18 protein-coding genes and 2 pseudogenes are annotated in these 25,210 nt (G+C 69.8%); 13 read left to right on the top strand and 7 right to left on the bottom strand.

The genetic code is table 11. The features are described 5' to 3' along the window. Positions 1–14 precede the first annotated feature (14 nt). The gene (locus BKK80_RS10590) at positions 15–1,016 is read right to left on the bottom strand and encodes a cysteine synthase A (protein WP_071069338.1); all 1,002 of its coding nucleotides are present in this window, start codon (positions 1,014–1,016) and stop codon (positions 15–17) included. Between the two features lie 147 nt (positions 1,017–1,163). Then, positions 1,164–1,457, bottom strand: a complete 294-nt coding sequence (locus tag BKK80_RS10595) for a putative quinol monooxygenase (RefSeq protein WP_071012571.1) — start codon at positions 1,455–1,457, stop codon at positions 1,164–1,166. 474 nt (positions 1,458–1,931) lie between these two features. Between BKK80_RS10595 and BKK80_RS10600 the strand changes: the two genes are divergently transcribed. Together BKK80_RS10600 and BKK80_RS10605 are read left to right on the top strand one after the other, a co-directional pair. Further along, positions 1,932–3,179, top strand: coding sequence for an HD-GYP domain-containing protein (locus BKK80_RS10600; RefSeq protein WP_071069340.1), 1,248 nt, complete (start codon positions 1,932–1,934; stop codon positions 3,177–3,179). Between the two features lie 940 nt (positions 3,180–4,119). Next, positions 4,120–4,896: an XpsR family transcriptional regulator gene (locus tag BKK80_RS10605; RefSeq protein ID WP_071012574.1), complete on the top strand. Its 777-nt coding sequence runs from the start codon at positions 4,120–4,122 to the stop codon at positions 4,894–4,896. Between the two features lie 57 nt (positions 4,897–4,953). Here BKK80_RS10605 and BKK80_RS10610 read toward each other — a convergent pair whose 3' ends face one another. The 3 genes from BKK80_RS10610 to BKK80_RS10620 all read right to left on the bottom strand — a co-directional run bounded on the left by BKK80_RS10610 (position 4,954) and on the right by BKK80_RS10620 (position 6,833). Next, positions 4,954–5,409, bottom strand: coding sequence for a universal stress protein (locus BKK80_RS10610; protein WP_071012576.1), 456 nt, complete (start codon positions 5,407–5,409; stop codon positions 4,954–4,956). 157 nt (positions 5,410–5,566) lie between these two features. Further along, on the bottom strand, positions 5,567–6,277 hold the full coding sequence (phbB, locus tag BKK80_RS10615; RefSeq protein ID WP_071038402.1) for an acetoacetyl-CoA reductase: 711 nt from the start codon (positions 6,275–6,277) through the stop codon (positions 5,567–5,569). Between the two features lie 34 nt (positions 6,278–6,311). Next, the gene (locus BKK80_RS10620) at positions 6,312–6,833 is read right to left on the bottom strand and encodes a phasin family protein (RefSeq protein WP_071012578.1); all 522 of its coding nucleotides are present in this window, start codon (positions 6,831–6,833) and stop codon (positions 6,312–6,314) included. A 445-nt stretch (positions 6,834–7,278) separates the two neighbouring features. Between BKK80_RS10620 and BKK80_RS10625 the strand changes: the two genes are divergently transcribed. Together BKK80_RS10625 and BKK80_RS10630 are read left to right on the top strand one after the other, a co-directional pair. Next, positions 7,279–7,806, top strand: a complete 528-nt coding sequence (locus BKK80_RS10625) for a flavodoxin family protein (protein ID WP_071037019.1) — start codon at positions 7,279–7,281, stop codon at positions 7,804–7,806. A 47-nt stretch (positions 7,807–7,853) separates the two neighbouring features. Next, positions 7,854–9,212, top strand: coding sequence for an MBL fold metallo-hydrolase RNA specificity domain-containing protein (locus tag BKK80_RS10630; RefSeq protein WP_071016306.1), 1,359 nt, complete (start codon positions 7,854–7,856; stop codon positions 9,210–9,212). Here BKK80_RS10630 and BKK80_RS10635 read toward each other — a convergent pair. Both BKK80_RS10635 and BKK80_RS37370 read right to left on the bottom strand, forming a co-directional pair. Then, positions 9,197–10,381: a GGDEF domain-containing protein gene (locus tag BKK80_RS10635; RefSeq protein ID WP_071012581.1), complete on the bottom strand. Its 1,185-nt coding sequence runs from the start codon at positions 10,379–10,381 to the stop codon at positions 9,197–9,199. The two genes, BKK80_RS10630 and BKK80_RS10635, sit on opposite strands and share 16 nt — an antisense overlap. 247 nt (positions 10,382–10,628) lie before the next feature. After that, positions 10,629–10,919 (bottom strand): hypothetical protein, encoded by a 291-nt coding sequence (locus BKK80_RS37370; protein WP_071069342.1) that lies wholly within the window; start codon positions 10,917–10,919, stop codon positions 10,629–10,631. 122 nt (positions 10,920–11,041) lie between these two features. On the opposite strand from BKK80_RS37370, the gene BKK80_RS10645 reads away from it, so the two are divergent. The 9 genes and pseudogenes from BKK80_RS10645 (at position 11,042) to BKK80_RS10680 (ending at position 25,024) form a co-directional block, all read left to right on the top strand. Further along, positions 11,042–11,455, top strand: coding sequence for a VOC family protein (locus BKK80_RS10645; RefSeq protein WP_071012584.1), 414 nt, complete (start codon positions 11,042–11,044; stop codon positions 11,453–11,455). Between the two features lie 671 nt (positions 11,456–12,126). After that, entirely contained in the window at positions 12,127–13,653 is a 1,527-nt protein-coding gene (locus BKK80_RS10650; RefSeq protein ID WP_071069346.1) for a diguanylate cyclase, read from the top strand. A gap of 321 nt (positions 13,654–13,974) precedes the next feature. Further along, positions 13,975–15,390, top strand: coding sequence for a circularly permuted type 2 ATP-grasp protein (locus tag BKK80_RS10655; protein WP_071012588.1), 1,416 nt, complete (start codon positions 13,975–13,977; stop codon positions 15,388–15,390). Between the two features lie 92 nt (positions 15,391–15,482). Beyond that, positions 15,483–16,424, top strand: a complete 942-nt coding sequence (locus tag BKK80_RS10660; RefSeq protein WP_071037016.1) for an alpha-E domain-containing protein — start codon at positions 15,483–15,485, stop codon at positions 16,422–16,424. A gap of 9 nt (positions 16,425–16,433) precedes the next feature. Beyond that, positions 16,434–17,237, top strand: a pseudogene (locus BKK80_RS10665) (transglutaminase family protein); the annotation flags it as partial. Next, positions 17,229–17,438: pseudogene (locus tag BKK80_RS37965) on the top strand (transglutaminase family protein); the annotation flags it as partial. The pseudogenes BKK80_RS10665 and BKK80_RS37965, both read left to right, overlap by 9 nt. Positions 17,439–17,602: 164 nt before the next feature. Beyond that, positions 17,603–21,067, top strand: coding sequence for a transglutaminase family protein (locus BKK80_RS10670; protein ID WP_071069348.1), 3,465 nt, complete (start codon positions 17,603–17,605; stop codon positions 21,065–21,067). Between the two features lie 175 nt (positions 21,068–21,242). Next, entirely contained in the window at positions 21,243–23,882 is a 2,640-nt protein-coding gene (locus BKK80_RS10675) for a circularly permuted type 2 ATP-grasp protein (protein ID WP_071069350.1), read from the top strand. Beyond that, a complete protein-coding gene (locus BKK80_RS10680) occupies positions 23,873–25,024 on the top strand; it encodes a transglutaminase family protein (protein ID WP_084545546.1) in 1,152 nt (383 codons plus the stop codon). Before BKK80_RS10675 ends, BKK80_RS10680 begins: the two co-directional genes overlap by 10 nt. Positions 25,025–25,210 lie beyond the last annotated feature (186 nt).

Here is a 25,210-nt window from a genome sequence, read left to right on the forward strand (position 1 = left end):
CCTGGACCGCTGACTCACCAATCCGGCGCGGCCCCGCTGGCCGGCGGCGGCTCGAGGCCCTTCGCGGCCAGCCATTCGGCATTGAACAGGCGGCCGAAGTACAGGTCGCCACGGTCGCACAGCAGGGTCACGATGGTGTGGCCGGGCCCCATCTGGCGCGCCAGCGCCACCGCCGCCGCCACATTGATGCCAGACGAGCCGCCGACGAACAGGCCTTCCTCGCGCAGCAGCCGATAGACCATGTCCACGCAGGCGCGGTCGTCGACGCGGATGGCGTCGTCGATCGGCGTGCCCTCCAGGTTGGCGGTGACGCGGCTCGAGCCGATGCCCTCGGTGATCGAGCTGCCTTCGACCTTGATTTCGTGGTGCTTGACGTAGTGGTAGAGCCCGCTGCCATGGGGGTCGGCCAGCACGATGCGCACATGCGGGCTGCGCTCCTTCAGGTAGCGCGCCACGCCGGCCAGGGTGCCGCCGGTGCCGGTGGCGCAGACAAAGGCGTGCAGGTGGCCGGCGGTGGCCTGCCAGATCTCGGGACCGGTGGTCTCGTAGTGGGCCTGGCGGTTGGCCAGGTTGTCAAACTGGTTGGCCCAGATGGCGTTCTCGATCTGCGCTGCGAGCCGCCCGGCGATCTTCTGGTAGTTGTCGGGGTCGGCATAGGGCTTGGCCGGCACGGCCCGCACCTCGGCGCCGAGCAGGCGCAGCCGCGCCATCTTCTCCGGCGACTGGGTGTCGGGAATCACCACGATGCAGCGGTAGCCGCGCGCCGCGCAGAGGTGGGCCAGGCCGATGCCGGTATTGCCGGCCGTGCCTTCCACCACGGTGCCGCCGGGGCGCAGCGTGCCGCGGTGCTCGGCGTCGCGCAGGATGTAGAGCGCGGCGCGGTCCTTGACCGAGCCGCCCGGATTGAGGAATTCCGCCTTGCCGAGGATATCGCAGCCGGTCTCGGCGCTGAGGCTTGCCAAGCGGATCAGCGGTGTATTGCCGATGGTGCCGACGAAGCCGTCCCTGACGCCCATGATGCACTCCCGGGCACGCCCGATGCGCGCCGTCCTCAGTGTGTGATAGGCGGCGGACCGGGCCTTGACAAGGGCGAGGTGGCGCGGGCGGGTGCCTGGGAGAGACGACGTGCGGAGGAAAGGCGGCGCGCGGCGGGCGGGCCTGCCTCAGGCGGCCTGCAGCCAGCGGAAATGGATGTCGCCATCCAGGTAGTCGTCGCGCATGGCGTGGAAGTCACGCACATACTCGCTGTTCAGGTGGGATTCGAGCGCCCGCTTGGAATCCCACACCATGTAGAGCACGAAGACTTCGTGGTCTTCCGCGTCCTGGCCGACGTGGTAGCGCAGGCAACCGGGTTCGCTGGCCCCGCGCTGGCGCATCGAGGTCAGCTTGTCGACCAGCACTTCCCGGCGGTTGGCCTTGGCGCGGGCGATACCGACGAGCGTATAGGTTCCGGACATGGTGGGTCAGCGGGCTATCCAATCTCAGGGCGGCCGATTGTAGCGCCGCCGCCGCCTGCCGGTCCAATGCCCGAGGCCGGCGAACGGACATTGTGCAGAGCGCCTTGACAAGGCGCCGGCGCGGCGTTCCGGCACCGGAGTGCCGTCGGCGCCGCAGCGGGGGTGGCGGCGCGGGCCCTCTCAGGCCGCTTCCATCCACCGTGACGCAGGCCTGGCGGATGAAGGCGCCGTAGTGCGTGCGATCGGCGCGCTGGCGCTCGGCGAAGGCGCCGACAGGCATCGGCGCCAGGGCATCCTGCCGGAGCCCGCCGGACGCGGCTGGAGCCGCTGCGGCACGTTACCGCTTGAAGTGCCGCGCCCCACCGCGCCGCCGCGCTTGCGAGGCTAAAGACCGCATGCATCCTGCCGTTAATCGAGACCGGCGAAAACCACATGAAATGCCGGTTTGCCAGCAGATAGCCTAGGGGAGCATGCATGCTGAAACGGATCAGGGCGGAGCAGTTGGGGGTCGGGATGTTCGTCGCCAGGCTCGGCGGCCCGTGGATCAACCATCCATTCTGGCGCTCGCGCTTCCTGATCACCGAGGAAGATCAGATCCAGCAGATCGTCGGCGCGGGCGTGCAGGACGTCTGGATCGATATCCTCAAGGGGCGCAACGTGACGGCCGCCGAAGCACCGCCACCGCCACCGCCGACGCCGGTGACGGCGCCGGTGACGGGCGGCGAGAGCAGGGCGGTGCCACTGGAAGCCGAACTGGCGCGGGCACGCGAGATCGTCGCCAACGGCAAGTCCGTGGTCGGCTCCATGTTCGCCGCGGCGCGCATGGGCAAGGTGATGGAAGTGAGCGGCGCGCTGCTGCTGGTCGATTCGGCCTCCAGTTCGCTGTCGCGCCACGCGCAGGCGCTGATCGCGCTCGCCCGGCTCAAGACCAGGCATGACTACACCTATCTGCACTCCTTCGCCGTCTGCGCCCTGATGATCGCCACCGGCCGCGCGCTGGGCCTGCCGGATGCCGAAGTGCGCCAGCTCGGCCTGGGCGGACTGGTGCACGACATCGGCAAGGTCGCCGTGCCGGACACCATCCTGAACAAGACCGCGGCGATGACGGCGGCCGAGGAGGAGACCATGCGCCGCCATCCATCCGCAGGCTACCGCATCCTCAACGAGGCGCGGCTCTACACCCACATCCCGCTCGACGTCTGCATCCATCACCACGAGCGGGTCGACGGCCGGGGTTATCCTTTTGGCCTAGCCGCCCATGAGATCAGCCTGCACGCCAAGATTGCCGCGGTCTGCGACACCTACGATTCGCTGACCTCCAACCATCCCGGCCACCAGGCCTGGTCTCCGGCCCGCGCGATGGAGTACATCGCGGTGCGGGTCGATACCTTGTTCGACCGTACCGCCTTCCAGGCCTTTGCACGCTCGGTCGGCATCTATCCGGTCGGCACCGTGCTGCGCCTGGCGTCGAACCGGCTGGCCGTCGTGTGTGAGCAGAACCCCGCGGCACCGCTGCAGCCGGGCGCCATCGTCTTCCACTCGATCGCCGACGCGGCACCGCTGCCGGCGGAGCGCATCGAGCTGATCGACGGCAACGACAGCGTGCTGGCCTTCGAGAATGCGCGCGATTGGGGCTACACCGACGAGCAGATGCTGGCGCTGTGCGCCGATCCCGCGGGCGGCGCGCTGGGGCGCGAGCTGGCCGAGATCGCCGGGGGCTGACGTCCGGGGTCCACGAACTTATGATGCGGGGCACCGGCGTCCCACCGCCATCATCGGCGTCGCCCCTGCGGATGGGCAGGCGCGTCTGGCCTCCCGCATCATGACCGGCGTGTGACAGGCACAGGGGCAGGGCCGCTGCCGTGCCGCGTGCCGGGACGGCGGCCCGCGCTCCCTCGGGCTGGCGGGCCCGCCGCAGCGCGGGCGCGACGGGTGCGCGCGCGAGAACTTTTCCCCACCAAAGCGTGGCACCTACCGAAGCAGGGTAACGCCGGATTCCCCGGCACTCAATAATCCACACCAGCAAGCGTTGACCCCTTGCTACTTCCCGGTAGGGTGTAGGCACTCCCCGCGCCTACACCCTCTTTTTTCGCGGTGATCGCACCTTTCTCACCTGGTGCGCGAAGACCGCGCGGAAGACTGCCGCTACGCGCTGCGGGCGGCATTGGCACGGATCGACGCCGTCTTGTCTCGTGCGCATTCTCTCGCTGACCTACCCCGCTTGAGAAGGGAAAAGGTGCGGGCATCGATCCCCCAAAAGAGGGGAGCGATGAAATCTATTCTCACGCAGAATCTTCGACCGCCTAGCAAGTGTTTCGCGCATACGCGATCCGTTACGCGATCAGTCGATTCGGATCCTGGTCCCGCGCCGGCAGCGGTCCGGCGCCGTCCTCCCTGGGATTCACCGATGCGGATCGACTGGTTCCAGGCTTTCCCCGCCATCGGCGAAGGGATTTCCGGCGCGGCCTGCCGCCGCCCCCGCCAGGGCGCACTGCGGATATCGCGGAGTTTGGGATTGCCAGCGAATGCTGCTTGTTCTTGTTGCCGTTCTACCCATCATTGTTGTGCCGATGCATTTGCGGGTATCTCACCGCCCGCGGCGCAGCCGGGGCCTTGGGTTCCGATGCGAGGGCATCTCAAGTTCCACCAAGCGGTAAAAGGTATGGAAATAGAACAGAAGATAATATTCTCTGGTGAGCAATTGGATGTTTATTTTGCTTCTTATGTGGGTATGGAAGGGGGTAATCCCGCTGCGGCGATCTGGTTTTGCGATAGCACACCGCATCCCTGGACCGAATCGCTGCTGGCACCGCTGATTCCACGGCGGCATCCCGGCGCATGGGATGCCGCATTCCGCGCGACTAACCGCGAAGCCATGGAACGCTGGCAGTCGCACCAGAAGGTGGCGCGCATCATGTGCGCCGCGCGCACCCAGGTCCTGGGCCCGTCCCGAGAAATCAGCAGTTGGCAGGACTACTACGCCAACCATCTCTATGCACCGGGTGGCGCCGAATTCAAGCTGAGCCTGTTCCCGTTGCCGGCTCATCTGGTCGGCGACCAGCCCTGGTCGAAGGCCTTCCGCGGACAGCCCGAACTCGTGCCCAAGCAGCGCTACCTGGAGCGCTGCCGCAACGGCGGGCGTTTCCGCTTCATCAGCGAGATCCGGCGACGCTGGCGGCCCAAGCTCGTGGTCTGCCTGGGCGAGCGGCACCGTGAGGATTATGTGCGCGCCTTCGGCCTCGAGCGCGCCAGCGCACGCGACTACGTGCTGCAGCCCGCCGACCTGGCCAAGACCTTGCGCCTGTTCGAGGCCGACGGCACCACCTGGGTGATCTGTCCGGCGCTGGCGGGCGCGTCGGGGCTGACCTCGGATGTGCTGCTCGAGGCCATGGGCCGCTATATCGCGCGCTGGCTCGAGCCGGGCGATTTTCCGAACTGACGGCCGAACGGCGGCCGGCCCCGGCTCGCGGGACTGTCCGCCGCCGGCGCGCTGCGCTCAGTCGGGGGCTTCGCTGCGGATCAGCAGCACGGGCTTGCCGCTCTTGTGCAGTACGCCTTCGGCCACGCTGCCCATCACCAGGCGCTTCACGCCGCGTCGGCCGTGGGTGCCGAGCACCAGCAGGTCGGCATCCCAGCGCACAGCCTCCTGGATGATGGTGTCGGAAATCATGCCGGGACCCACCGGCTTGTCGATCAGCCTGGTGCTGTGGCGCACGCCCTCGGCGGCAAGGCGCGCCGCGGCAGCCGACAGCGCTTCGTTGCCGGCAGCCATGATGCTGTCCATGATCTTGGACGGGTCGAAGTAGCCGACGTCGAAGAACAGATCGCTGTTGTCGGCGATGAAGATCGCCTCGACCTCGGCGCCGGTGGCCTTGGCGACCGTGATGGCCTGGCTCAGGGCCAGATCCGAGGAACGGCTGCCGTCGACGGCAAGCAGGATGCGCTGGTACATGGCAAGTCTCCAGGAAACGGGCAGGTTGTTGGGGGCGGGGCATCCCCGTGCCCCAAGGTTAGGTGATCGGGCGGCTGGCACATTGATGCCCGTCAAGACCGGCGGGGCCCGCCCGGGCGGACAAGCGCTTGCGCCGGCGAGATGCCGGCGCGTGCGGTCATTGCATATGCTGGCCGCCGTTGATGGCGATATTGGCGCCGGTCACGTAACCGGCGTCATCGGAGCACAGGTAGGCGATCAACGCCGCCACTTCGTCCGGGCGCCCCAGGCGCCCGACCGGGATCTGCGGCAGGATCTTGGCCTGCAGGATCTCGGCCGGCACATCGGTCACCATCTTGGTCGCCAGGTAGCCCGGTGACACCGTGTTGACGGTCACCCCCTTGCCGGCCAGTTCCAGCGCCAGGGATTTCGTGAAGCCATGCATGCCCGCCTTGGCCGCGGCGTAGTTGGCCTGGCCGAAGGCACCCTTGGAACCGTTGACCGAAGAGATATTGATGATCCGTCCCCAGCCGCGTGTGCTCATGCCGTCGGTGAAGGGCTTGGTCATATGGAAGACCGAATCCAGGTCGGTGCGCAGCACGTCGTCCCACTCCGCCTTCTCCATGCGCTTGAAGGTCCGGTCGCGCGTGATGCCGGCATTGTTGACGAGGATGTCGACCGTGCCGAAGCGCGCCAGGATCTCGCTGGCGCAGCGCTGGCAGTCGTCATAGTCGGCCACGTCGACACCGAAGGCGGCGAAGTCGCGGCCCTCCGCGCGCTGGCCGTCCAGCCACGCCTGCACGTGATCGTTGCCGGGCGAGTGGGTCACGATGACGCGGTGGCCGGCGGCATGCAGGCGGGCGGCGATGGCCTCGCCGAGGCCGCCCATGCCGCCCGTCACCAGGGCGATACGCGCATTCCGCTCATTCGCCACGGCGGCTCCTTGCGCGCGCCGCCGCTTCGTGGCCGGCCGCGCCGTTGCCATGCGCCGCGTTCGGCTGCAGGAAGGCATTGGTCAGCACCGAATTGAACTGGCCGAAGCGGTCGAACCACTCCTGCACCGGCGCGGGCATCGGCATCGCGAACTGCGGGCCGGCGGTGGCATTGCCCTGCAGTTTCTGCCAGCTATCGCCGGCTTCGCGCAGATGCTCGGCCAGTTCGGCCTGGTTGTGGCTGGCCAGCGCCGTGTATTCCTCGCAGAGGCGCGTGTACTGCTCGGTCTGCTGGCGCATCAGCGCCGCCGGCAGCGCCGCCAGGTCGGCGACGGTGCCGGCGTGCGATACCTCGTTGACGATTTCCTTCGAGCCGGCGATGGCCTGGTCGACCGCCTTGAGCTGGAACGCCAGCAGGCGCTGCTGGCGCTCCAGCATCAGCAGGGTGCCGCGTAGCGCAGCCTGCATGCCGGTGCGGAATACTTCCAAGGGAATGTCGTTGGGATTTGCCATGGAGGCCTCCTGGTTGGCTTGGCGACGTGGACGGGGCATTGCGCGGCGGCGATGCCGCCGTGGCGCATGGCCGCATGCCCCGGAGGGCGCGGGCCGCGTGGTAAGGAATGACTCATTCTAGGCAGTGTGGCCGGCGGCGGATTGATACGTATCAATTTCATTGCCAAGGAGCGGCACCGCACGGCGTGGCAAGGCGCGGATCGCGGCAGAAGGCGCCGCCAGCCCGAAGAAAGAGGGGAATGCCACAAGCTACGCGGCAAGGTGCGGCGAGGTGCGGGGGCGTCGGCCGGCTTGATGTGTATCAAGCTCGTGCCGGGCGCAATGCCTAGACTATCGGCAAGGTGCGCGCCGCGCAGGTAAGGTTCCGCCCGTCCCGGGCCGCGCGCCGGTTGCAGCCACCCGCGTTGCGGCCACTTATCCAACGCTTCGGCAAGGCAGGACAGACATGGAAAACACCGTCATCGTCTTCTACTCGCGCACCGGTACCACGCGCCAGGTGGCCGAGCAGCTGGCGGCCCAACTCGGCGCCGAGGTCCATGAGGTGCGTGACGTGCGCAGCCGCGCCGGCCTGGCGGGAGACGTGCGCTGCGTGGTCGATAACCTGCTGCAACGCCATGTCGCCTACGCCTACGACGGCCGGCCGCTCGCGGCTTATGACCAGGTGGTGCTGCTCACGCCGATCTGGATCGGCCGGCTGGCCGCGCCGATGCGCAGTTTCCTCGCCGACCAGGGGCGCGTGCAGGGACGGCTCGCGGTGGTCTGCCTGATGGCCTCGCGCGGCGCTTTCAACGCCATCGAGGAAGTGGCGCGGCTGAGCGGCAAGGTGCCGCAGCCGGTGCTGGCCCTGCTGCAACGCCAGGTGCAGACGGGCGAGGCGCGCGAGATGCTGGATGGCTTCGTCGGCCAGATCGCGGCCGCCGCGCAGGCGGACGGCGGCGCACGGCGCGCCTGGCTGTCGCCGCACGAGGCCTGAGCCTGGCGCCGGCCTGACCGCCGCGGCCTCCCTTCGCACGGATGGCGATGCAACTCCGCTTCCTCGGTGCCACCGATACCGTGACCGGCTCGAAGTATGTGCTGGAAGCGGGTGATCGCCGCGTCATGATCGACTGCGGCCTGTTCCAGGGCTACAAGGCGCTGCGCCTGCGCAACTGGGACCCGCTGCCGCTCGACCCTGCGAGCCTGGACGCGGTGGTGCTGACCCATGCCCACCTGGACCACAGCGGCTACCTGCCGTTGCTGGTGCGCCGGGGTTTCCGCGGACGTGTCTACTGCACCGAAGGCACGGCACGGCTGTGCGAGATCCTGCTGGCAGACAGTGCGCGGCTGGCCGAGGAAGACGCGCACGACGCCAACCGGCACGGCTACTCCAAGCACAAGCCGGCGCTGGCACTGTATGGTATGGCCGACGCCGCGCGCGCGCTGCGGCATCTGCAGCCGACCGGATTCGGCGCGCGCTTTCCCGTCGCACGGGGGATCGAGGTGGAATTCCGCCATGCCGGCCACATCATCGGCGCCGCCATCGTCGTGCTCCACGTCGACGGCCGGCGCCTGGTGTTCTCCGGCGACCTCGGCCGCCAGCACGACGTGGTGATGCAGGCGCCGGAGACCGTGGGCGAAGGCGACTGCCTGCTGGTCGAATCCACCTACGGCAACCGCCAGCACAGTACCGAGGACCCGCTCGACACCATCTCGCGCATCGTCGAGCGCACCGCCGCCCAGGGCGGCACGCTGCTGATCCCGACCTTCGCGGTCGGGCGCGCGCAGAGCCTGCTGTACTGCCTCCACCGCCTGCAAGTGCAGGGCCGCCTGCCCGACGTGCCGGTCTACCTGAACAGCCCGATGGCGCGCGACGCCACCCAGGTGTTCTGGCTGCATCAGGACGAACTGCGCATCGGCCGGGCCGAATGCAATGCGGCCTGCTCGCTGCCCATCTATGTGCGCAGCGTGGAAGAGTCGATCCGCCTGAACGAGAATCGCGCCGCCAAGATCATCCTGGCCGGCAGCGGCATGGCGACCGGCGGACGCATCCTGCATCACCTGGAGGCTTTCGGGCCGGACCCGCGCAACTGCATCCTGCTGTCAGGCTTCCAGGCCGGCGGCACGCGCGGGGCGGCGCTGGCCGGCGGCGCCCGCTTGCTGCGCATCCACGGCAAGGAAGTGCCCATCAACGCCAATGTCGAGCAGTTGACCAGCCTGTCCGCGCATGCCGATGCCGACGAGATCCTGGCCTGGCTGCGCGGCTTCGCCAGGGCACCGCGGCGCACCTTCATCGTCCATGGCGAGCCGGATGGCGCCGATGCGCTGCGCCAGCGCATCGAACACGAACTAGGCTGGCCCGTGACGATGCCCGAATACCGGGGCGTCTATCCGCTCGAGTGAGCCAAGGTGCCCGGCGCCGCATCGAGCGTCGAGGCGACAGCGTTGCGGCCGCCGCGCTTGGCCGCGTAGAGCAGGGCGTCGGTGCGCTTGAGCAGCGCATCCAGTCCTTCGCCGTCCTCGAGCGCGGCCACGCCGAAGCTGGCCGTCACGCGCTCCGACGCCGGCAGCATGGGCCACGGCATGGTTTCGAACGCGCGGCGCAGCCGCTCGGCCAGGCTGCCGGCGCCCGCGGCGTCGGTGTCCGCCAGCAGCACGGCGAACTCCTCTCCGCCGATGCGGGCGGCGACGTCGCGCTGGCGCACGCATTGGGCGATGACCGCGCCGAAGCCCGCCAGCACGGCATCGCCGGCGGTGTGGCCGTAGGCATCGTTGATGCGCTTGAAGTGATCGATGTCGGCCAGCACCAGGCTCAGCGGCCGGCCGCCGCGCGGCGGGATGGCCTGCCGCGCCAGGTTCTCGAAGCCGCGGCGGTTGCGCAGTTGGGTCAAGGCGTCGGTGTCGCGCTCGCTGCGCAGCGCATCGAAGACGTCGGACACCGCTGCCGCGAAGATGGCCAATGACAGCGCCACATTGAGCAGAGCCTGGCCCAACAGGAAGAAGAGCCAGTACGGCGCCTGGCTGAAGGCGCAGGGATCCTTCCCGATCGGTGACAACAGGTTCAGCACCAGGCGCGGCACGAAGCTGAAGGCGAACAGCAGGAAGATCCAGTACAGCACGCGGTCGACCTGACGGCCATGGCGCAGCTTGCCGAGCCGGGCCGCGCCGCTCAGCAGGACCAGGGCTGCGGCACCGTTGTGGATGTAGGTGCGCGCCACCACGTGGGGATCGATGAAGTGGAAATAGGCCAGGGCGGCAAGCTGCAGCAGCGCCACCGCCAGCACCGGCACCGCATCGAAGCGTGCCCCGGCGCGCAACAGCATGCCCCGTTGCAGCAGTACCGTGCTGCAGGCATAGAGCAGGCCCGCGGGCATGGTGTTCCAGGCGAAGTCGCGCGGCGGCCAGAATACCTGGGAGGTGGCGGCCAGTCCGTAGAGGAAGAAGGCAGCGCACACCGACAGCAGATAGCGGTGCGTGCGCTGGCAGGCCCACGCCACCAGACAGCATGAGGAGAAGATCAGCGCGACCGCTGGATTCCCGAGCGCCAGAGCCTGGCCGGTGCAAAGCAACACGATGGCTCCCGTCCCCGTATTCCCGAATTTCCGTTGACCCGTATTTGTGCGCGCGTTGGCGCGTCTGTTCTGCTCGCCCGGCTTGCGGCTGCCGGGCGAGAGGTCGATCCGGTACGTGCGCGGTGCCGCCCGGTCTCGGCCATGCACGGCATTCTAGCGGCATGTGCCACTTCCGTTGCACCACCTCGGCGCCGGAACGGTAAGGAATGGCAAACGATGGTAAGAGCCGGGCGCGAAATTGCTTGTTTTACCCCCGTTTGGAGGGGTATGCAATGGATGGGACCGGCGCAGCGACGGCTGCCGGCGTCCGATGACTGGCTACCAGCGCGACAGCTTGGCCAGGATGGAAGCTGGAAGCGCGGATATTGTCGACGTGCCCGGCCGTGCGCGCCGCGGCATCGGCGGTGTCGCCGCGCGAGAGCGCATCGATCATGGCGAGGTGTTCGCGGCAGACCGGCTCCAGCCGGCGCTCCAGCCGCTTGAGCGAGAACATGCGGGTCTTGCGCCGCAGCTCGGCGATGCTGGCGGGGCCGCGCATCGTCCATAATCCCATGCCAAACGCGGCGCGCCCGGGCCGCAGCGCATCCGACCATTGTTCCGGCCACCGGTCGACAAGCCATCCGATCACCTATCCGACAACCAGAACGAGGATCCTCCAGCATGCAATCCGTCTTCCATCTCGCCTTCAACGTCACCGATCTCACCGAGGCACGCCGCTTCTACGGTGACGTGCTGGGCTGCCGCGAAGGCCGCAGCACCGAGACCTGGGTCGACTTCGACTTCTTCGGCCACCAGATCTCGCTGCACCTGGGCCAGCCTTTCCAGACCGCGCGCACCGGCCACGTCGGCGACGCGCTGGTGCCGATGCCGCACTTCGGCATCATCCTGCTGCTGCCTGACTGGCAGGCACTGGCGGCGCGCCTGCAGGCGGCCGGCACCGACTTCGTGCTCGCGCCGCAGGTGCGTTTCGAAGGCGAGCCGGGCGAACAGTGGACCATGTTCTTCACCGATCCCTTCGGCAACCCGATCGAGGTCAAGGGCTTCCGCGACTGGGAGGCGGTGTACGCGCACTGAAACCCTGGCGGCGGGCAGCGCCGGCATTGCTTGATGCCGCGCGCCAGGCGCGCGCTGTTCTCGGTCACCACGTCCCATGACACCGACCTGGTGTCGATCATGGCGCGGATCTTGGCCACCTGCGGATCGCGGTGTCCTCATGGACATGGATGCCGCTTTCCTGTGCGAAGGGCTTGAGCCATGCCGCGCGGATCGCATTCTGGTAGGCACCGCCCCAGCTGGCGAAATTGAGATCGGCGGCGTGTGCCGCCAGCGGTACGCAGAGGATGCGGAGGAGGCTGTGCGATGCCGGGCACGCCGCCTCGCACTGGTCCCAGCGCCCCGGAGGGCCTTGAGCCGCCTGCCGCTGCGCCCGGCGGGCGCGTGTAGAAGCGGCAAGCCGGCGTGGCGTGCGGACGGTGCGCGCACGTCCCGCGGCATGGCGCTGACACCGCCCGGCACGCACCGTGCTGCGCGCGCCGATGCACCGAAGCGCGGCCGGAGGGCCGGGGCAGATCGATCCTGGTGCGTAGGTCCGCGATGCCGTGCGCCGGCCTGCGCCCCGAACTCGCGGCATCCTGCTTCGGTGGGGGAGGCGCCGGCGGCGGGGCCGGGCCGCGGAGTGCGGTGGTAAGCTCTCCGGCAGACGCGGCCCTCGCCGGACGCGTGTCGTGCCAACCCCCCCGAGCTGCATGCTGAAACCGATTGTCAACAAGCCCAAGCGGCTGATCGGCGTCGCCCTGTCCTTCTCGCTCGCCGTCACGGCCGGGGCGGCCATCTCCCTCTACGAAATGCGTGTGGATGCCTTCGAGCGGGCCCGGGAGGCGGCGTCGAACATGACGGAAGTCATCGAGTACGACGTCACGCGCAATCTCGACCTTTATAGCGCGGCGCTGGAGACCGTGGCACAGCGGCTGGCGGATCCCGAGGTGGCGACGCTGTCCGACCACGTGCGCCGCATGGCGCTGTTCGGCGGCATGATCCGCGCCGAGGATCTCGGGTCCATCCTGGTATCGGACCGGCAGGGCCAGGCCATCCTGGACTCCAGGGCGGAGCCGCCGCGCCCGCTCCATTTCGGCGACCGCGACTATTTCCTGGTCCATGCGCGCGGGCAGGCCAAGGGCCTTTACGTCAGCAAGCCGTTCCAGGTGCGCACCGGATTCGGCCCCGCCATCGCGCTCAGCCTGGGTCTGAAGGATGCCGGCGGGCAGTTCGCCGGCGTGGTGGTCGGCGGCCTGCGCCTGAGCTATTTCGACCGGCTGTTCGCGCGCATGTCCCTGGGCACCCATGGCACGGTGGCGCTGCTGTATGCCGACGGCAGCGTGGTCGCGCGCCGTCCGGCGATCCCGCTGGACAGTCCCGCCGCGACGCGCAGCGTGCAGGCGGACATGCTGGCCAGGAACACGCAAGGGATCTACCTCGGACGCTCCGTGCGCGACGGCGTCGAGCGCCTCTACGTCTACCGCCGCATCGGCGCCTACCCGCTGTTCGTCGCCGTCGGGGCGGCCACCGGGGACATCTATGCCAGCTGGAAGGCCAGGGCCTGGGCGATCGGCGTACTCGGCGTCCTGTTCAACCTCGCCACGCTGGCGACGGCCTGTCTGTTCGCCAGGCAGCTCGAAGGACGGCTGGCGGAGCAGCGCCGGCATGCCGAGCTCGCGGCCACGGACGGGCTGACCGGCCTGGCGAACCGGCGCGCCCTCGACGAGCGGCTGGCCCAGGAGACGCGGCGCGCCGCGCGCGGGCAGCACTCGATCGCCGTGCTGATGGTCGATGTCGACCATTTCAAGGCCTACAACGACCACTACGGCCACCTGCGCGGGGACAGCGCCCTGCGCGCGGTCGCCGAGTGCGTGCGCGCCAATGTGCGCCGGCCGGGCGACCTGGCCGCCCGCTACGGCGGCGAGGAGTTCTGCGTGGTGCTGCCCGACACCGACCTCGCCAGCGCAGGCGTGGTGGCGGAGAACATCCGCCGTGCCATCCAGGCGCTGGCCCTTCCGCACGCGCGCAGCCCTGTCGGCATGCTGACCGTCAGCATCGGTGGCGCCGCCGGCACACCGCGCCCCGGCGACGATACCTATATGGAGGCGTTGGCCGCGGAGGCCGACGCCCAGCTCTACCGCGCCAAGGCACTGGGACGCAACCGCTGCATGCCGCAGCCTGCCACCGCCGAGGCCGGCGCCCCGCCATGTGTGCCTGTTGCACCACCCGAGGGATAGCGGGCTGCATAGCGGGATGCATACGGGCTGCATTACGGGCTGCCATCGCATGGTCACGGTTCCGCGTTAAGCTCGCCCATCGAGGCGTGCATCCGCCGCGCCCGCGCCACCGCCCGGAAGCCATGCCCGCCGGCACTGCGCTTGCCCGCCGCCAGGCGCCCGCGTCGACGCGTCCCGGATGCACGGATCTGGTGCGCAGCGAAGCATCGTGGTGCCGGTCGGCGGCGCCGGCGGGCGGCGGACAAGGCATGCTCCTTGCTCAAGCCTCTTTACGCCGGCCCGGCACAGACGATGCCGCGTCCAATAAGAAGGAGAGACGCAATGAAGCCATTCGATGAGATGCTGCAATCCGGCGACTTGGTGCGGGCGCCTTACGAGCGCCTGAAGCGATGGCTCGACGTACAGGATCCCGCGAGCCTCGCCAGCAAGGCCCTGGAGGCGGAGAACGTATTCCGCCGCACGGGTATCACCTTCGCTGTCTATGGCGATGAAGAAGCCGCCGAACGGCTGATTCCGTTCGATATCGTGCCCCGCATCCTGTCGGGGCAGGAGTGGACCCGGCTGTCGCAGGGCATCGAGCAGCGCGTGATGGCGCTCAATGCCTTCCTCGACGACATCTACCACCGGCAGGAGATCGTGCGCGCCGGCATCGTGCCGAAGCACCTGATCGCGCAGAACGGTGCCTTCCTGCCGGAGATGATCGACTTCCGGCCGCCTGGCAATGTCTATACGCACATCATCGGCGTCGACATCGTGCGCACCGCCGAGAACCAGTTCTACGTGCTGGAAGACAATGCGCGCACGCCCTCTGGCGTGTCCTATATGCTGGAGAACCGCGAGACCATGATGCAGCTCTTCCCGGAGCTGTTCCAGCAGGTCAAGGTGCGCTCGGTGGAGAACTACCCGCAGATGCTGCGCCAGTCGCTGGCCGCGGTCTGCCCGCCGGGCGGCAATGCCGACAACCCGACGGTGGCGGTGCTGACGCCGGGCATCCATAACTCCGCCTACTACGAGCATGCCTTCCTGGCCGACCAGATGGGCGTGCACCTGGTCGAGGGGCGCGACCTGCAGGTGATCGACGGCCGCGTCGCCATGCGCACCACCGAAGGCTTCCAGCCGATCGACGTGCTCTACCGGCGCCTCGACGATGCCTTCCTCGATCCGCTGACCTTCCGCGCCGACTCGGTGCTCGGCGTGCCCGGCATCATGGACGTGTACCGCGCCGGCAATATCACCATCGCCAACGCGCCGGGCACCGGCATCGCCGACGACAAGGCGATCTACTCCTACATGCCGGACATCGTCGAGTTCTATACCGGACGCGCCGCGCTGCTGGAAAACGTGCCGACCTGGCGCTGCGCCGAGGCCGACAGCCTGCAATACGTGCTGGAGCACCTGGAAGAGCTGGTGGTCAAGGAAGTGCACGGCTCCGGCGGCTACGGCATGCTGGTCGGCCCGGCTGCCTCGCGCGCGGAGCGCGAGGCCTTCGCCGCCAAGCTGCGCGCGCGCCCGTCGAACTACATCGCCCAGCCCACGCTGGCGCTGTCGACCACGCCCATCCTGACCGAGCGGGGGCTGGCACCGCGCCACGTCGACCTGCGCCCCTTCGTGCTGGTCTCGGACCGCATCCGCATCACCCCCGGCGGCCTCACGCGCGTCGCGCTCAAGGAGGGCTCGCTGGTGGTCAACTCCAGCCAGGGAGGAGGAACCAAGGACACCTGGGTCCTGGCCGACTGAGCGCAGGCGTACATCGCACCGCACATCGCACGCAAGGAGTGCGGGCGCCCGCGCGGCGCCCCGCCAACGATAACGATCGGAATGGAAGAGATATGCTTCTTGGACGGACGGCAAGCGGACTCTATTGGATGTACCGCTACATCGAGCGCGCGGAGAACACAGCGCGCATCGTCGACGTGGGCCTGCGCATGGCCCTTACGCGCGCCGACGACGCACCGGCGGAATGGTCGTCGGTGCTGGTCAGCTCCGGCGCCGACGAAGGATACCGGCAGAAGTACGAGCAGTTCTCGGTGGAGAGCGCGATCGACTTCCTGCTGCGCGACCGCGACAACGGTTCCAGCGTGCTGTCTTGCATCGAGCACGCACGCGCCAATGCGCGCATGGTGCGCACGGCGCTGACGCGGGAGACCTGGGAGAGCATCAATTGCGCCTGGCTGGAGCTCAGGCGCGGGCTGGCCCAGCCGCTGGTGCAGAGCGAGCTGCCGGCGCTGCTGGACCGCATCAAGCGCGAGACCGCGCTGATCGTGGGCAGCTTCTACAGCACCATGCTGCGCAACGAGATCTTCGACTTCGCGCAGATCGGCGCCTTCATCGAGCGCGCCGACAACACCGCGCGCATCCTCGACGTCAAGTACCACCTGCTGCTGCCGTCGGTGTCGCATGTCGGCACCATCCTCGACAATTATCAGTGGGAGGCCATCCTGCGCTCCGTCGCCGCGCACCGTTCCTACCGCTGGGTCTATGACGTGCAGTACAAGCCCATCCACATCGCCGACTATCTCATCCTCAACGGCCGCATGCCGCGTTCCCTGCGCTTCGCCTGCGGCCGCGTGGTCACCAGCCTGCAGCACCTGGCCGACGACTACGGCCTCACGCACGCTTGTCATGAAACGGCTGCCAGGATCCAGCGCACGCTGGCCGACAGCACCGTCGAACGGATCTTCAAGAGCGGCCTGCATGAATTCCTGACGGACTTCATCCACCGCAACAACAGCCTCGGCATCGAGATCGCCAACGCGTACAACTTCGACTGAGATCCCATCATGCGCCTTGCCATCCGCCATATCTCGCGCTTCCAGCTCGACGACCACGCAGCCTACGCGCTGCAACGCCTGCACCTGCGGCCGCAGAGCGGCCCGGGCCAGACGGTGCGAGCGTGGCAGGTCACCATCGACGGCATCGAGCCGATGCTGACCTATGCGGACGGGCTGGGCAACCAGACCGACCTGGTGCGGCACGAAGGCGACAAGCCCGAGGTCGTGATCGTCGCCGCCGGCGTGGTCGAGACCCACGACTGCGCCGGCGTGCTGGGGCAGGGCGATTCCTATGCCCCGCCCTGGCTGTTCGAGCGCGAGACCGAGCTGACCCGTGCCGGCGACGCGGTCGCCGCGCTGGCCGCCGAGGTGCCGGGCGAAACGCCGGGCCTCGAAGTGCTGCACTGGCTGATGACGGCCATCCACGGCCGCGTTGCCTACACGCCGGAGCGTGCCGCCGAGGCGCCGGCCGATGCCGAGGCGGCGCTGGCCAGCGGCGAAGGCTCGAGCCGCGACTACGCGCACGTGTTCATCGCCGCGGCGCGCGCGCTCAAGATCCCGGCCCGTTTCATCTCGGGCTACCTGATGACCGACAGCCCGGCGCGCCGCCTGGCGGAATCCCTGCGGCTGCCCGCCGGTGCGCTGGAAGCAGCCGCCGAGGCCGGCCGGCGGCAGCCGGCGGAGCAGGACGGCGAGGTCGCGGTCGAGGATGAGGACGAGGCGGAAACGGGCGGCACGCCGCCCGCCACGCGGGATGCCGCCGGCGAGGCGCCCGCACGGCAGCGGCCGGCGGCGGCGGTGGCGCAGCCGCCCTCGGCCCACGCCTGGGCGGAAGCCTTTGTCGAAGGACTGGGCTGGGTCGGCTTCGACCCCTTCCTGAACCGTTGTCCCGACGAGCGCTATGTGCGCATCGCGGCCGGGCTCGACTACCGCGATGCCATGCCGGTGATGGGGCCGGGCGCGCGGGCGGTCGGTGTCGAGATCAGTGTGATCCCGGCGCCCGAACTGGTCTGAGCCGCCGGCGCTCCGCTGCCCGCTCCGGCGGACGGCGGAGGGACCGGCCCCTTGCCTGGCCGCTTGCCCCCAACGACCCTTTACCTGCGTACCCGCTTACCTGTTTGCCAGTTTGAACGTTTGACCGTCCGCCTTTCCGATCTTCCGTAACGCACGGCCACGCTATGCCCATTCACGTCGCGCTCCACCACGTCACCCGCTACCGCTACGACCGCTCCGTCCGCCTCGGGCCCCAGGTCGTGCGCCTGCGGCCCGCCCCGCACTGCCGCACGCCGATCCTGTCGTACTCGCTGCGCGTCGAGCCGGCGCAGCATTTCGTCAACTGGCAGCAGGACCCCTTCGCCAACTACATGGCCCGGCTGGTGTTCCCGGAGCCGACACGCAGCCTGGAGATCACCGTCGACCTGGTGGCGGAGATGTCCGTCTACAACCCCTTCGACTTCTTCCTCGAAGAGAGCGCGCAGACCTTCCCGTTCCGCTACGACGAGGCCCAGCGGCAGGAGCTGGCACCGTACCTGGCCTGCGATTCCGCGACGGGGGGGGCGCCAGCGTTCCGTGCCTACCTCGACAGCATCGACCGCGAGCCCGCCCGCACCATCGATTTCCTGGTGGCGCTGAACCAGCGGCTGCAGCACGACATCCGCTACCTGGTGCGGATGGAGCCGGGCGTGCAGACGCCGGAGCAGACGCTGCAGCTCGCCTCCGGCTCCTGCCGGGACAGCGGCTGGCTGCTGGTGCAGTTGTGCCGCCACCTCGGGCTGGCGGCCCGCTTCGTCTCCGGCTACCTGATCCAGCTCACGCCGGACGTGAAGTCGCTCGACGGTCCCAGCGGCACCGAGGTCGACTTCACCGACCTGCATGCCTGGTGCGAGGTCTACCTGCCGGGCGCCGGCTGGATCGGGCTCGACCCCACCTCGGGCCTGCTGGCGGGCGAGGGGCATATTCCGCTTGCCTGTACGCCGCATCCCAGCAGCGCGGCGCCGGTGGACGGGCTGATCGATGAATGCGAGGTGGAGTTCGAGCACGAGATGCGCGTCACCCGCATCTACGAGTCGCCGCGCGTCACCAAGCCCTATACCGAGGAACAATGGCAGCAGGTGCTGGAGCTCGGTGGCCAGGTCGACGAGGCGCTGGTGAGCGGCGACGTGCGCCTGACCCAGGGCGGCGAGCCGACCTTCGTCTCGATCGACGACCGCGAAGGCGCCGAGTGGAACACCGACGCCCTCGGGCCCACCAAGCGCGGCTATGCCACCGCGCTGGTGCAGAAGCTGCGCGCCGAGTACGGCGACGGCGGCTTCCTGCATTTCGGCCAGGGCAAGTGGTATCCGGGTGAACAGCTGCCACGCTGGGCGCTGTCGGTGTTCTGGCGTGCCGACGGCGAGCCGGCCTGGCTCGACCCCGCGCGCTTCGCCGACGAGCGCGAGCCGGGCACCTGCACCAGCGCCGACGGCGAGCGCTTCCTGCGCGCGCTGGCGCAGCGCCTCGGCCTGGCCACCGATTACATCCAGGCCGGCTACGAGGATGTCTGGTACTACCTGTGGCGGGAACGCCGCCTGCCGGTCAATGTCGACCCGTTCGACGCGCGCCTCGACGACGAAATGGAGCGCGCGCGGCTGCGCAAGGTGTTCGGGCAGAAGCTCGACACGGTGGTCGGGCACGTGCTGCCGATCAAGGTCAGCGAGGGGGCCGCGGCGCTGGCCGGCAGCCGCTGGGAGACCGGGCCCTGGTTCTTCCGCGACGAGCGCATGTACCTGATGCCGGGCGACTCGCCGATGGGCTACCGCCTGCCGCTCGACTCGCTGCCGTGGGTCAGCCGGGCCGACTACCCCTACCTGGTCGAGCGCGATCCCTTTGCGCCGGCGGAGCCGCTGCCGAGCGCGGCCGCGCTGCGTGCACGCCATGCCGGTGCCGGCGTGGCCGCGCAGGCCGGCTATCCATTCCCCGCCTATGCCTATGCGGCGGCGGCCGGCGGTCCGGCGCCGCTGGCGCTGCAGCCGCCGCGGCTGCGCGCGGCCCCCGGCCGCGACGGCAGCGGCGGGGCGGCCGCCTCGGCGCCGCCGTCGCACGCGGCCGCCGACCGCTTCCCCGACCGCTTCGAGTCGGCCGCCTGGATCACCCGCACTGCCTTGTGCGTGGAGGCGCGCCAAGGCGTGCTCTATGTCTTCATGCCGCCGCTGGCGCTGCTGGACGACTACCTCGACCTGCTCTGCGCGATCGAGCAGACCGCCGCGGCGCAGGGTGTCAAGCTGGTGCTGGAAGGCTACCCGCCGCCGCGCGACGCGCGCCTGAAGATGCTGCAGGTCACCCCCGACCCGGGCGTGATCGAGGTCAACATCCATCCGGCGCACGACTTCGCCGAGCTGGTGCAGCACACCGAGTTCCTCTACGACGCCGCCTGGCTGTCGCGCCTGTCGAGCGAGAAGTTCATGGTCGACGGCCGCCATGTCGGCACCGGCGGCGGCAACCACTTCGTGCTGGGCGGCGCCACGCCGGCCGACAGCCCCTTCCTGCGCCGGCCCGACCTGCTGGCCAGCCTGATCGGCTACTGGCACAACCATCCCTCGCTGTCCTACCTGTTCTCCGGGCTCTTCATCGGCCCGACCAGCCAGGCGCCGCGGGTGGACGAGGCGCGCAACGACCAGGTCTACGAGCTCGACGTGGCCTTCGCCGAGATCCACCGCAACAAGCTGCTGTACGGCCAGGACATGCCACCGTGGCTGGTCGACCGGGTACTGCGCAACATCCTGATCGACGTCACCGGCAACACCCACCGCAGCGAGTTCTGCATCGACAAGCTCTACTCGCCGGATTCCGCCACCGGCCGCCTGGGGCTGCTGGAACTGCGGGCCTTCGAGATGCCCCCGCATGCGCGCATGAGCATCGTGCAGCAGTTGCTGCTGCGCGCGCTGGTGGCGCGTTTCTGGCACGCCCCCTACACCACGCCGCTGACGCGCTGGGGCACCGAGCTGCATGACCGCTTCATGCTGCCCACCTTCCTGCGCATGGATTTCGACGACGTGCTGGAGGAAATGGGCGAGGCCGGCTTCGCCTTCGACCCGGCCTGGTTCGGCCCGCATTTCGAGTTCCGCTTCCCGCGCTATGGCGAGGTGTCGGCACGCGGCATGCAACTGACCCTGCGCGGCGCGCTGGAGCCGTGGCACGTGATGGGCGAGGAGGGGGCGGCCGGCGGCACGGTGCGCTATGTCGATTCCTCGCTGGAGCGGCTGGAGGTCCACGTCACCGGTCTCAACGACAACCGCCACGTGGTCACGGTGAACGGCGCGCCGCTGCCGCTGCAGCCGACCGGCACGGTCGGCGAATACGTGGCCGGGGTGCGCTACAAGGCATGGTCGCCGGCCTCGGCGCTGCATCCGACCATCGGCGTGCATGCCCCGCTGACCTTCGACATCGTCGATACCTGGATGGAGCGCTCGCTGGCCGGCTGCCGCTACTACGTCGCGCATCCGGGCGGGCGCAACTACGACACCTTCCCGGTCAATGCCTATGAAGCGGAGAGCCGCCGGCTGGCGCGCTTCGCCGCGCTCGGGCACACGCCGGGCCGGATGCGCGTGGCGCGCGCCCAGCCGAGCCGGGAGTTCCCCTTCACCCTGGACCTGCGGCGGACCTGATGGCGGCCACCACCGGCACCGCGGCGTGGGCGGGCGCACCCGGCGCGGCGCCGGTGCGGCCGCCCGATGATAGGATGCGCGAGGGGCGGCGCGGGCCGGGCGCAGATCCGCGCGCCTGCCGGCCGCCCCGGGCAGAAGCGATATCGTGATTCCTATTTCCCAAGACTCCCCGGCCATGGGTGACGCCGCACAGACGCCGCCTTCGCCACAGACACCGCCGACGCTGTTCGACAGCGGTGCCGACGCCGCCGAACTGGGCGCCGCGCTGGCGGCGCCCGCGGTGGCGGGCCGCTACGACGAGATGCGCGGCGCCGCCGCCGTGCTGCAATCGGCCGCGCTCGCGCCTGCCTGGCGCGAGTTCTTCAACTGGCTGGGCAGTGTCGGCTTCGCCGACCTCGACCGCCGCGCCGACGCGCTGCAGCGGCGCATGCGCGAGAACGCGCTGGCCTACCAGCTCCATGACACGCAGAAGCAGGGCGCGGCCACGCCGCCGTGGTCGCTCGACCTGCTGCCGCTGATCCTCGGCGCGCAGGACTGGAGCGTGATCGAGCACGGCGTGCTGCAGCGCATGCGCCTGCTCAACGCCGTCCTGCGTGACGTCTACGGCCCGCAGGAGGTGCTGCGCCGCGGCCTGCTGCCGCCGGCGCTGGTCACCGGCCATCCGGGCTACCTGCGGCCCATGTGCGGCGCCCGCGTCGCCGGCGACACCTGGCTGCACGTGGCGGCCTTCGACCTGGCGCGCGGCCCCGACGGCCAGTGGTGCCTGCTGGCCCAGCACACCCAGGGCCCGTCCGGCCTCGGCTACCTGCTCGAGAACCGCGTGATCGTCTCGCGGCTGTTCCCGCGCGCCTTCCGCGGCCTGCGCGTGCAGCGCCTTGCCGCCAGCTACCGCGCGCTGCTGGAAAGCCTGCAGGAGATGTCCCCGGCGGGGCGCAACGCGCGCATCGTGCTGCTCACGCCCGGCCCCTACGCCGCCACCTATTTCGAGCATGCGTACCTGGCGCGCTACCTGGGCCTGACGCTGGTCGAGGGCGGCGACCTGACCGCGCGCGACAACCACGTCTACCTGAAGACGCTGCGCGGCCTGGAGCCGGTGCACGGCATCCTGCGCCGCGTCGACGACGACTGGCTGGATCCGCTCGAGCTGCGCTCCGATTCCGTGCTGGGCGTGCCCGGCCTGCTGCAGGCGGTGCGCGCCGGCAATGTACTGCTGGCCAACGTGCCCGGTTCCGGCTTCCTGGAGTCGCCCGGCGTGCTGGGCTTCCTGCCCGGACTGGCGCAGGCGCTGCTGGGCGAGACGCTGGCGCTGCCGGCGGTGCATTCCTGGTGGTGCGGCGAGCAGGCCGCCTGCAACGAGGCGCTGCCCCTGCTCGGGCGCAGCATCATCCGGCCGACCTATCCGGCCAGCGTGCAGGCCGGTGGCAGCTTCGACCCGGTCATCGGCGCGCGGTTGACGCCACAGCAGCTCGCCGACTGGCGCGCCCGCATCGCCGCGCAGCCGGCGCACTACACCATCCAGGCCGACCTGCCGCTGTCGCAGGCGCCGACCTGGGCCGGCCGCGCCCAGGGCGGGGACGGCGGCGCGCGCATCGTGCCGCGCCCGCTGCTGCTGCGCGTGTTCGCCCTGGTCGACGGCGCCGGCTCCTGGCGCGTGCTGCCGGGCGGGCTGGCCCGCGTCGGCAGCCGCGAGGCGCTGTTCAACGCGCCGATGCCGCGCGGCGGCAGCACCGTCGACGCCTGGGTCATGACCGACGGCGTGGTCGATCCGACCACGCTGCTGCAGACCCATCTGGGCCCCGAGGACCTGGTCGAGCGGCAGCGCACGATTTCCAGCCGCGCCGCCGAGAACCTGTTCTGGCTGGGCCGCTACACCGAACGCGCGGCCAACCTGACGCGCCTGGGGCTGGCCGCGCTCGAGCGGCTGCGTGGCGAGGACGACGTCGAAAGCCCGGCCCACCTGCACCTGATCGACGCGCTGTGCCGCGACAGCGGCCTGGTGCCGCCCGAGACTCCGCATGCCGCCGAGGCGCCGAACGCCTTCGAGCAGGCCATGTCCGACGCGCTGACGCTGGGCACCGGCAGCGGCGTCGGCATCGCCACCTGCCTGTCCGGCATGCGCAGCGCGGCGGCGGCGATCCGCGAGCGGCTCTCACGCGAACAGTGGCGCCTGATCGACGACGCCGCGCAACTGCTGGAAGCCCACGCCACCGCCGGGGAATCCGCCGAGGAGCGCGACGCCGATGCGCTGCAGATGCTGGAGCGGCTCAACCTGCTGCTGTCTTCCATCACCGGCGCGCAGGTCGACAACATGACGCGCGACGACGGCTGGCGGCTGCTGTCGATCGGGCGGCAGATCGACCGCATCGAGTTCCTCAGCCGCGTGCTGCTGTTCGCCTTCGAGGACGGCGCCATCGAAAAGCCGGATGCCTTCGAACTGGTGCTGGAGCTGTTCGACAGCGCGATCACCTTCCGCTCGCGCTTCCAGCGCTGTTTCGACGTCGCGCCGCTGCTGTCGCTGGTGCTGCTGGACAAGGACAACCCGCGTTCGCTGGCCTGGGTCGAGCAGACCCTGCGCGGGCGCCTGTCGAAGGTCGACCGCAACGAGCGCGACGCGCTGTCGGAACTGGCCGACGGCATTCCGGAAATCGGCGGCTGGCCGCTGCAGGCGCTGTGCGAGACCGACGCGCAGGGACGCCACGCCTTCCTGCTGGCGCGCCTGCGCGAAAGCAGCGAGGCGGCCTGGGAGCTGTCGAACCGGATCGGGGAGCGCTATTTCAGTCATGTCAGGGAGGCGGGCAGGGCACTATGGGGGTGAACGGCAGCACGGCGGGCAAGACGCCACGGCGGGGCAGACGGCAAGGGGGAGCGCGCACGCAGGGGGGGGCGCCAGCGCAGGAGCCGGCGGCCGCAGCGGCGCCGCGCCTGCTGCGCGTGACTCACGACACCCGCTACCAATACGCCGCCCGCGTCGAATCGGCCCAGCACCAGGCGCGCCTGCAGCCGCTGGACACCGCGCGCCAGCACACCGAATCGTTCTCGCTGGAGGTCGAGCCGAAGCCGGAGGGACTGCGCACGGAACGTGACGGCTTCGGCAACCAGCGCATCTCGTTCGCGCTCAACCAGCCGCACGACGTGCTGTTCGTGCGCAGCCGCAGCGTGGTGCGTGTGACCCCGTCGCGGCTGGCGGCCGGCAAGCGCGGCGCGCCGCCGCCGGCCGTGGCGGCGCCGGCGGCCGGGCAGGCGAGCACCTGGGAGCAGGTGCGCGAGTGCTTCCGCTATCGCGCCGGGCAGCCCTACGACCCGGCCAGCGAGTTCGTCTTCGCCTCGCCCCATGTGGCTTGCCACGCGGAACTGGCGCGCTATGCGGCGGCGAGCTTCAGCCCGGGGCGGCCGCTGGTGCAGGCGGCATGGGAACTGATGCGGCGCATCCACGCCGACTTCGCCTACAAACCCGACAGCACCAACGTCAACACGACGGCGCTCGATGCCCTCGCGCTGCGCCAGGGGGTATGCCAGGACTTCGCCCATGTGATGATCGGCGCGATGCGCTCGCTGGGCCTGGCCGCACGCTATGTCAGCGGCTACCTGCTGACCCAGCCGCCGCCCGGCCAGCCGCGCCTGATCGGCGCCGACGCCTCGCATGCCTGGGTCGAGGTCTACGACCCGGCCTGGCCCGAAGACGGCGGATGGCTGCAGCTCGATCCCACCAACGACCGCGCCCCCGGCGACGACTACGTGATGCTGTCGGTGGGCCGCGACTATGCCGACGTCGCTCCGCTGCGGGGGGTGGTGCTGGGCGGCGGCGCGGACCAGCAACTGACGGTGGGAGTCACGGTGGAACCGGTCGATGCGGCAGCGGGCGGGGAAACAAGGGCCGGCGCGGCCGGCGCAGCGCCGTCCACGGGCGGCACCCCGGAGCCGGGCGGAGCAATGAGAATGGACGAAAAAGCCGTCTGAATCATTTAATTTCAGAGAAGTTGACTGAAGATGACGGCGCCGACTCCGGGGCGGCGCCCGCCCGGCCAGGCGTCTGGCACGGCGTGCCTCCGGCTGTCACATTGCCGGCGTAGGGTATCGGCGGCCGGATTGCGCTGCCATTGCGGCAGAACCGGCATCCGCCGTGTTAGGCTGCTGGCGTCCGTA

Origin of the sequence: Cupriavidus malaysiensis, from assembly GCF_001854325.1 — a bacterium.
Lineage (GTDB): Bacteria > Pseudomonadota > Gammaproteobacteria > Burkholderiales > Burkholderiaceae > Cupriavidus > Cupriavidus malaysiensis.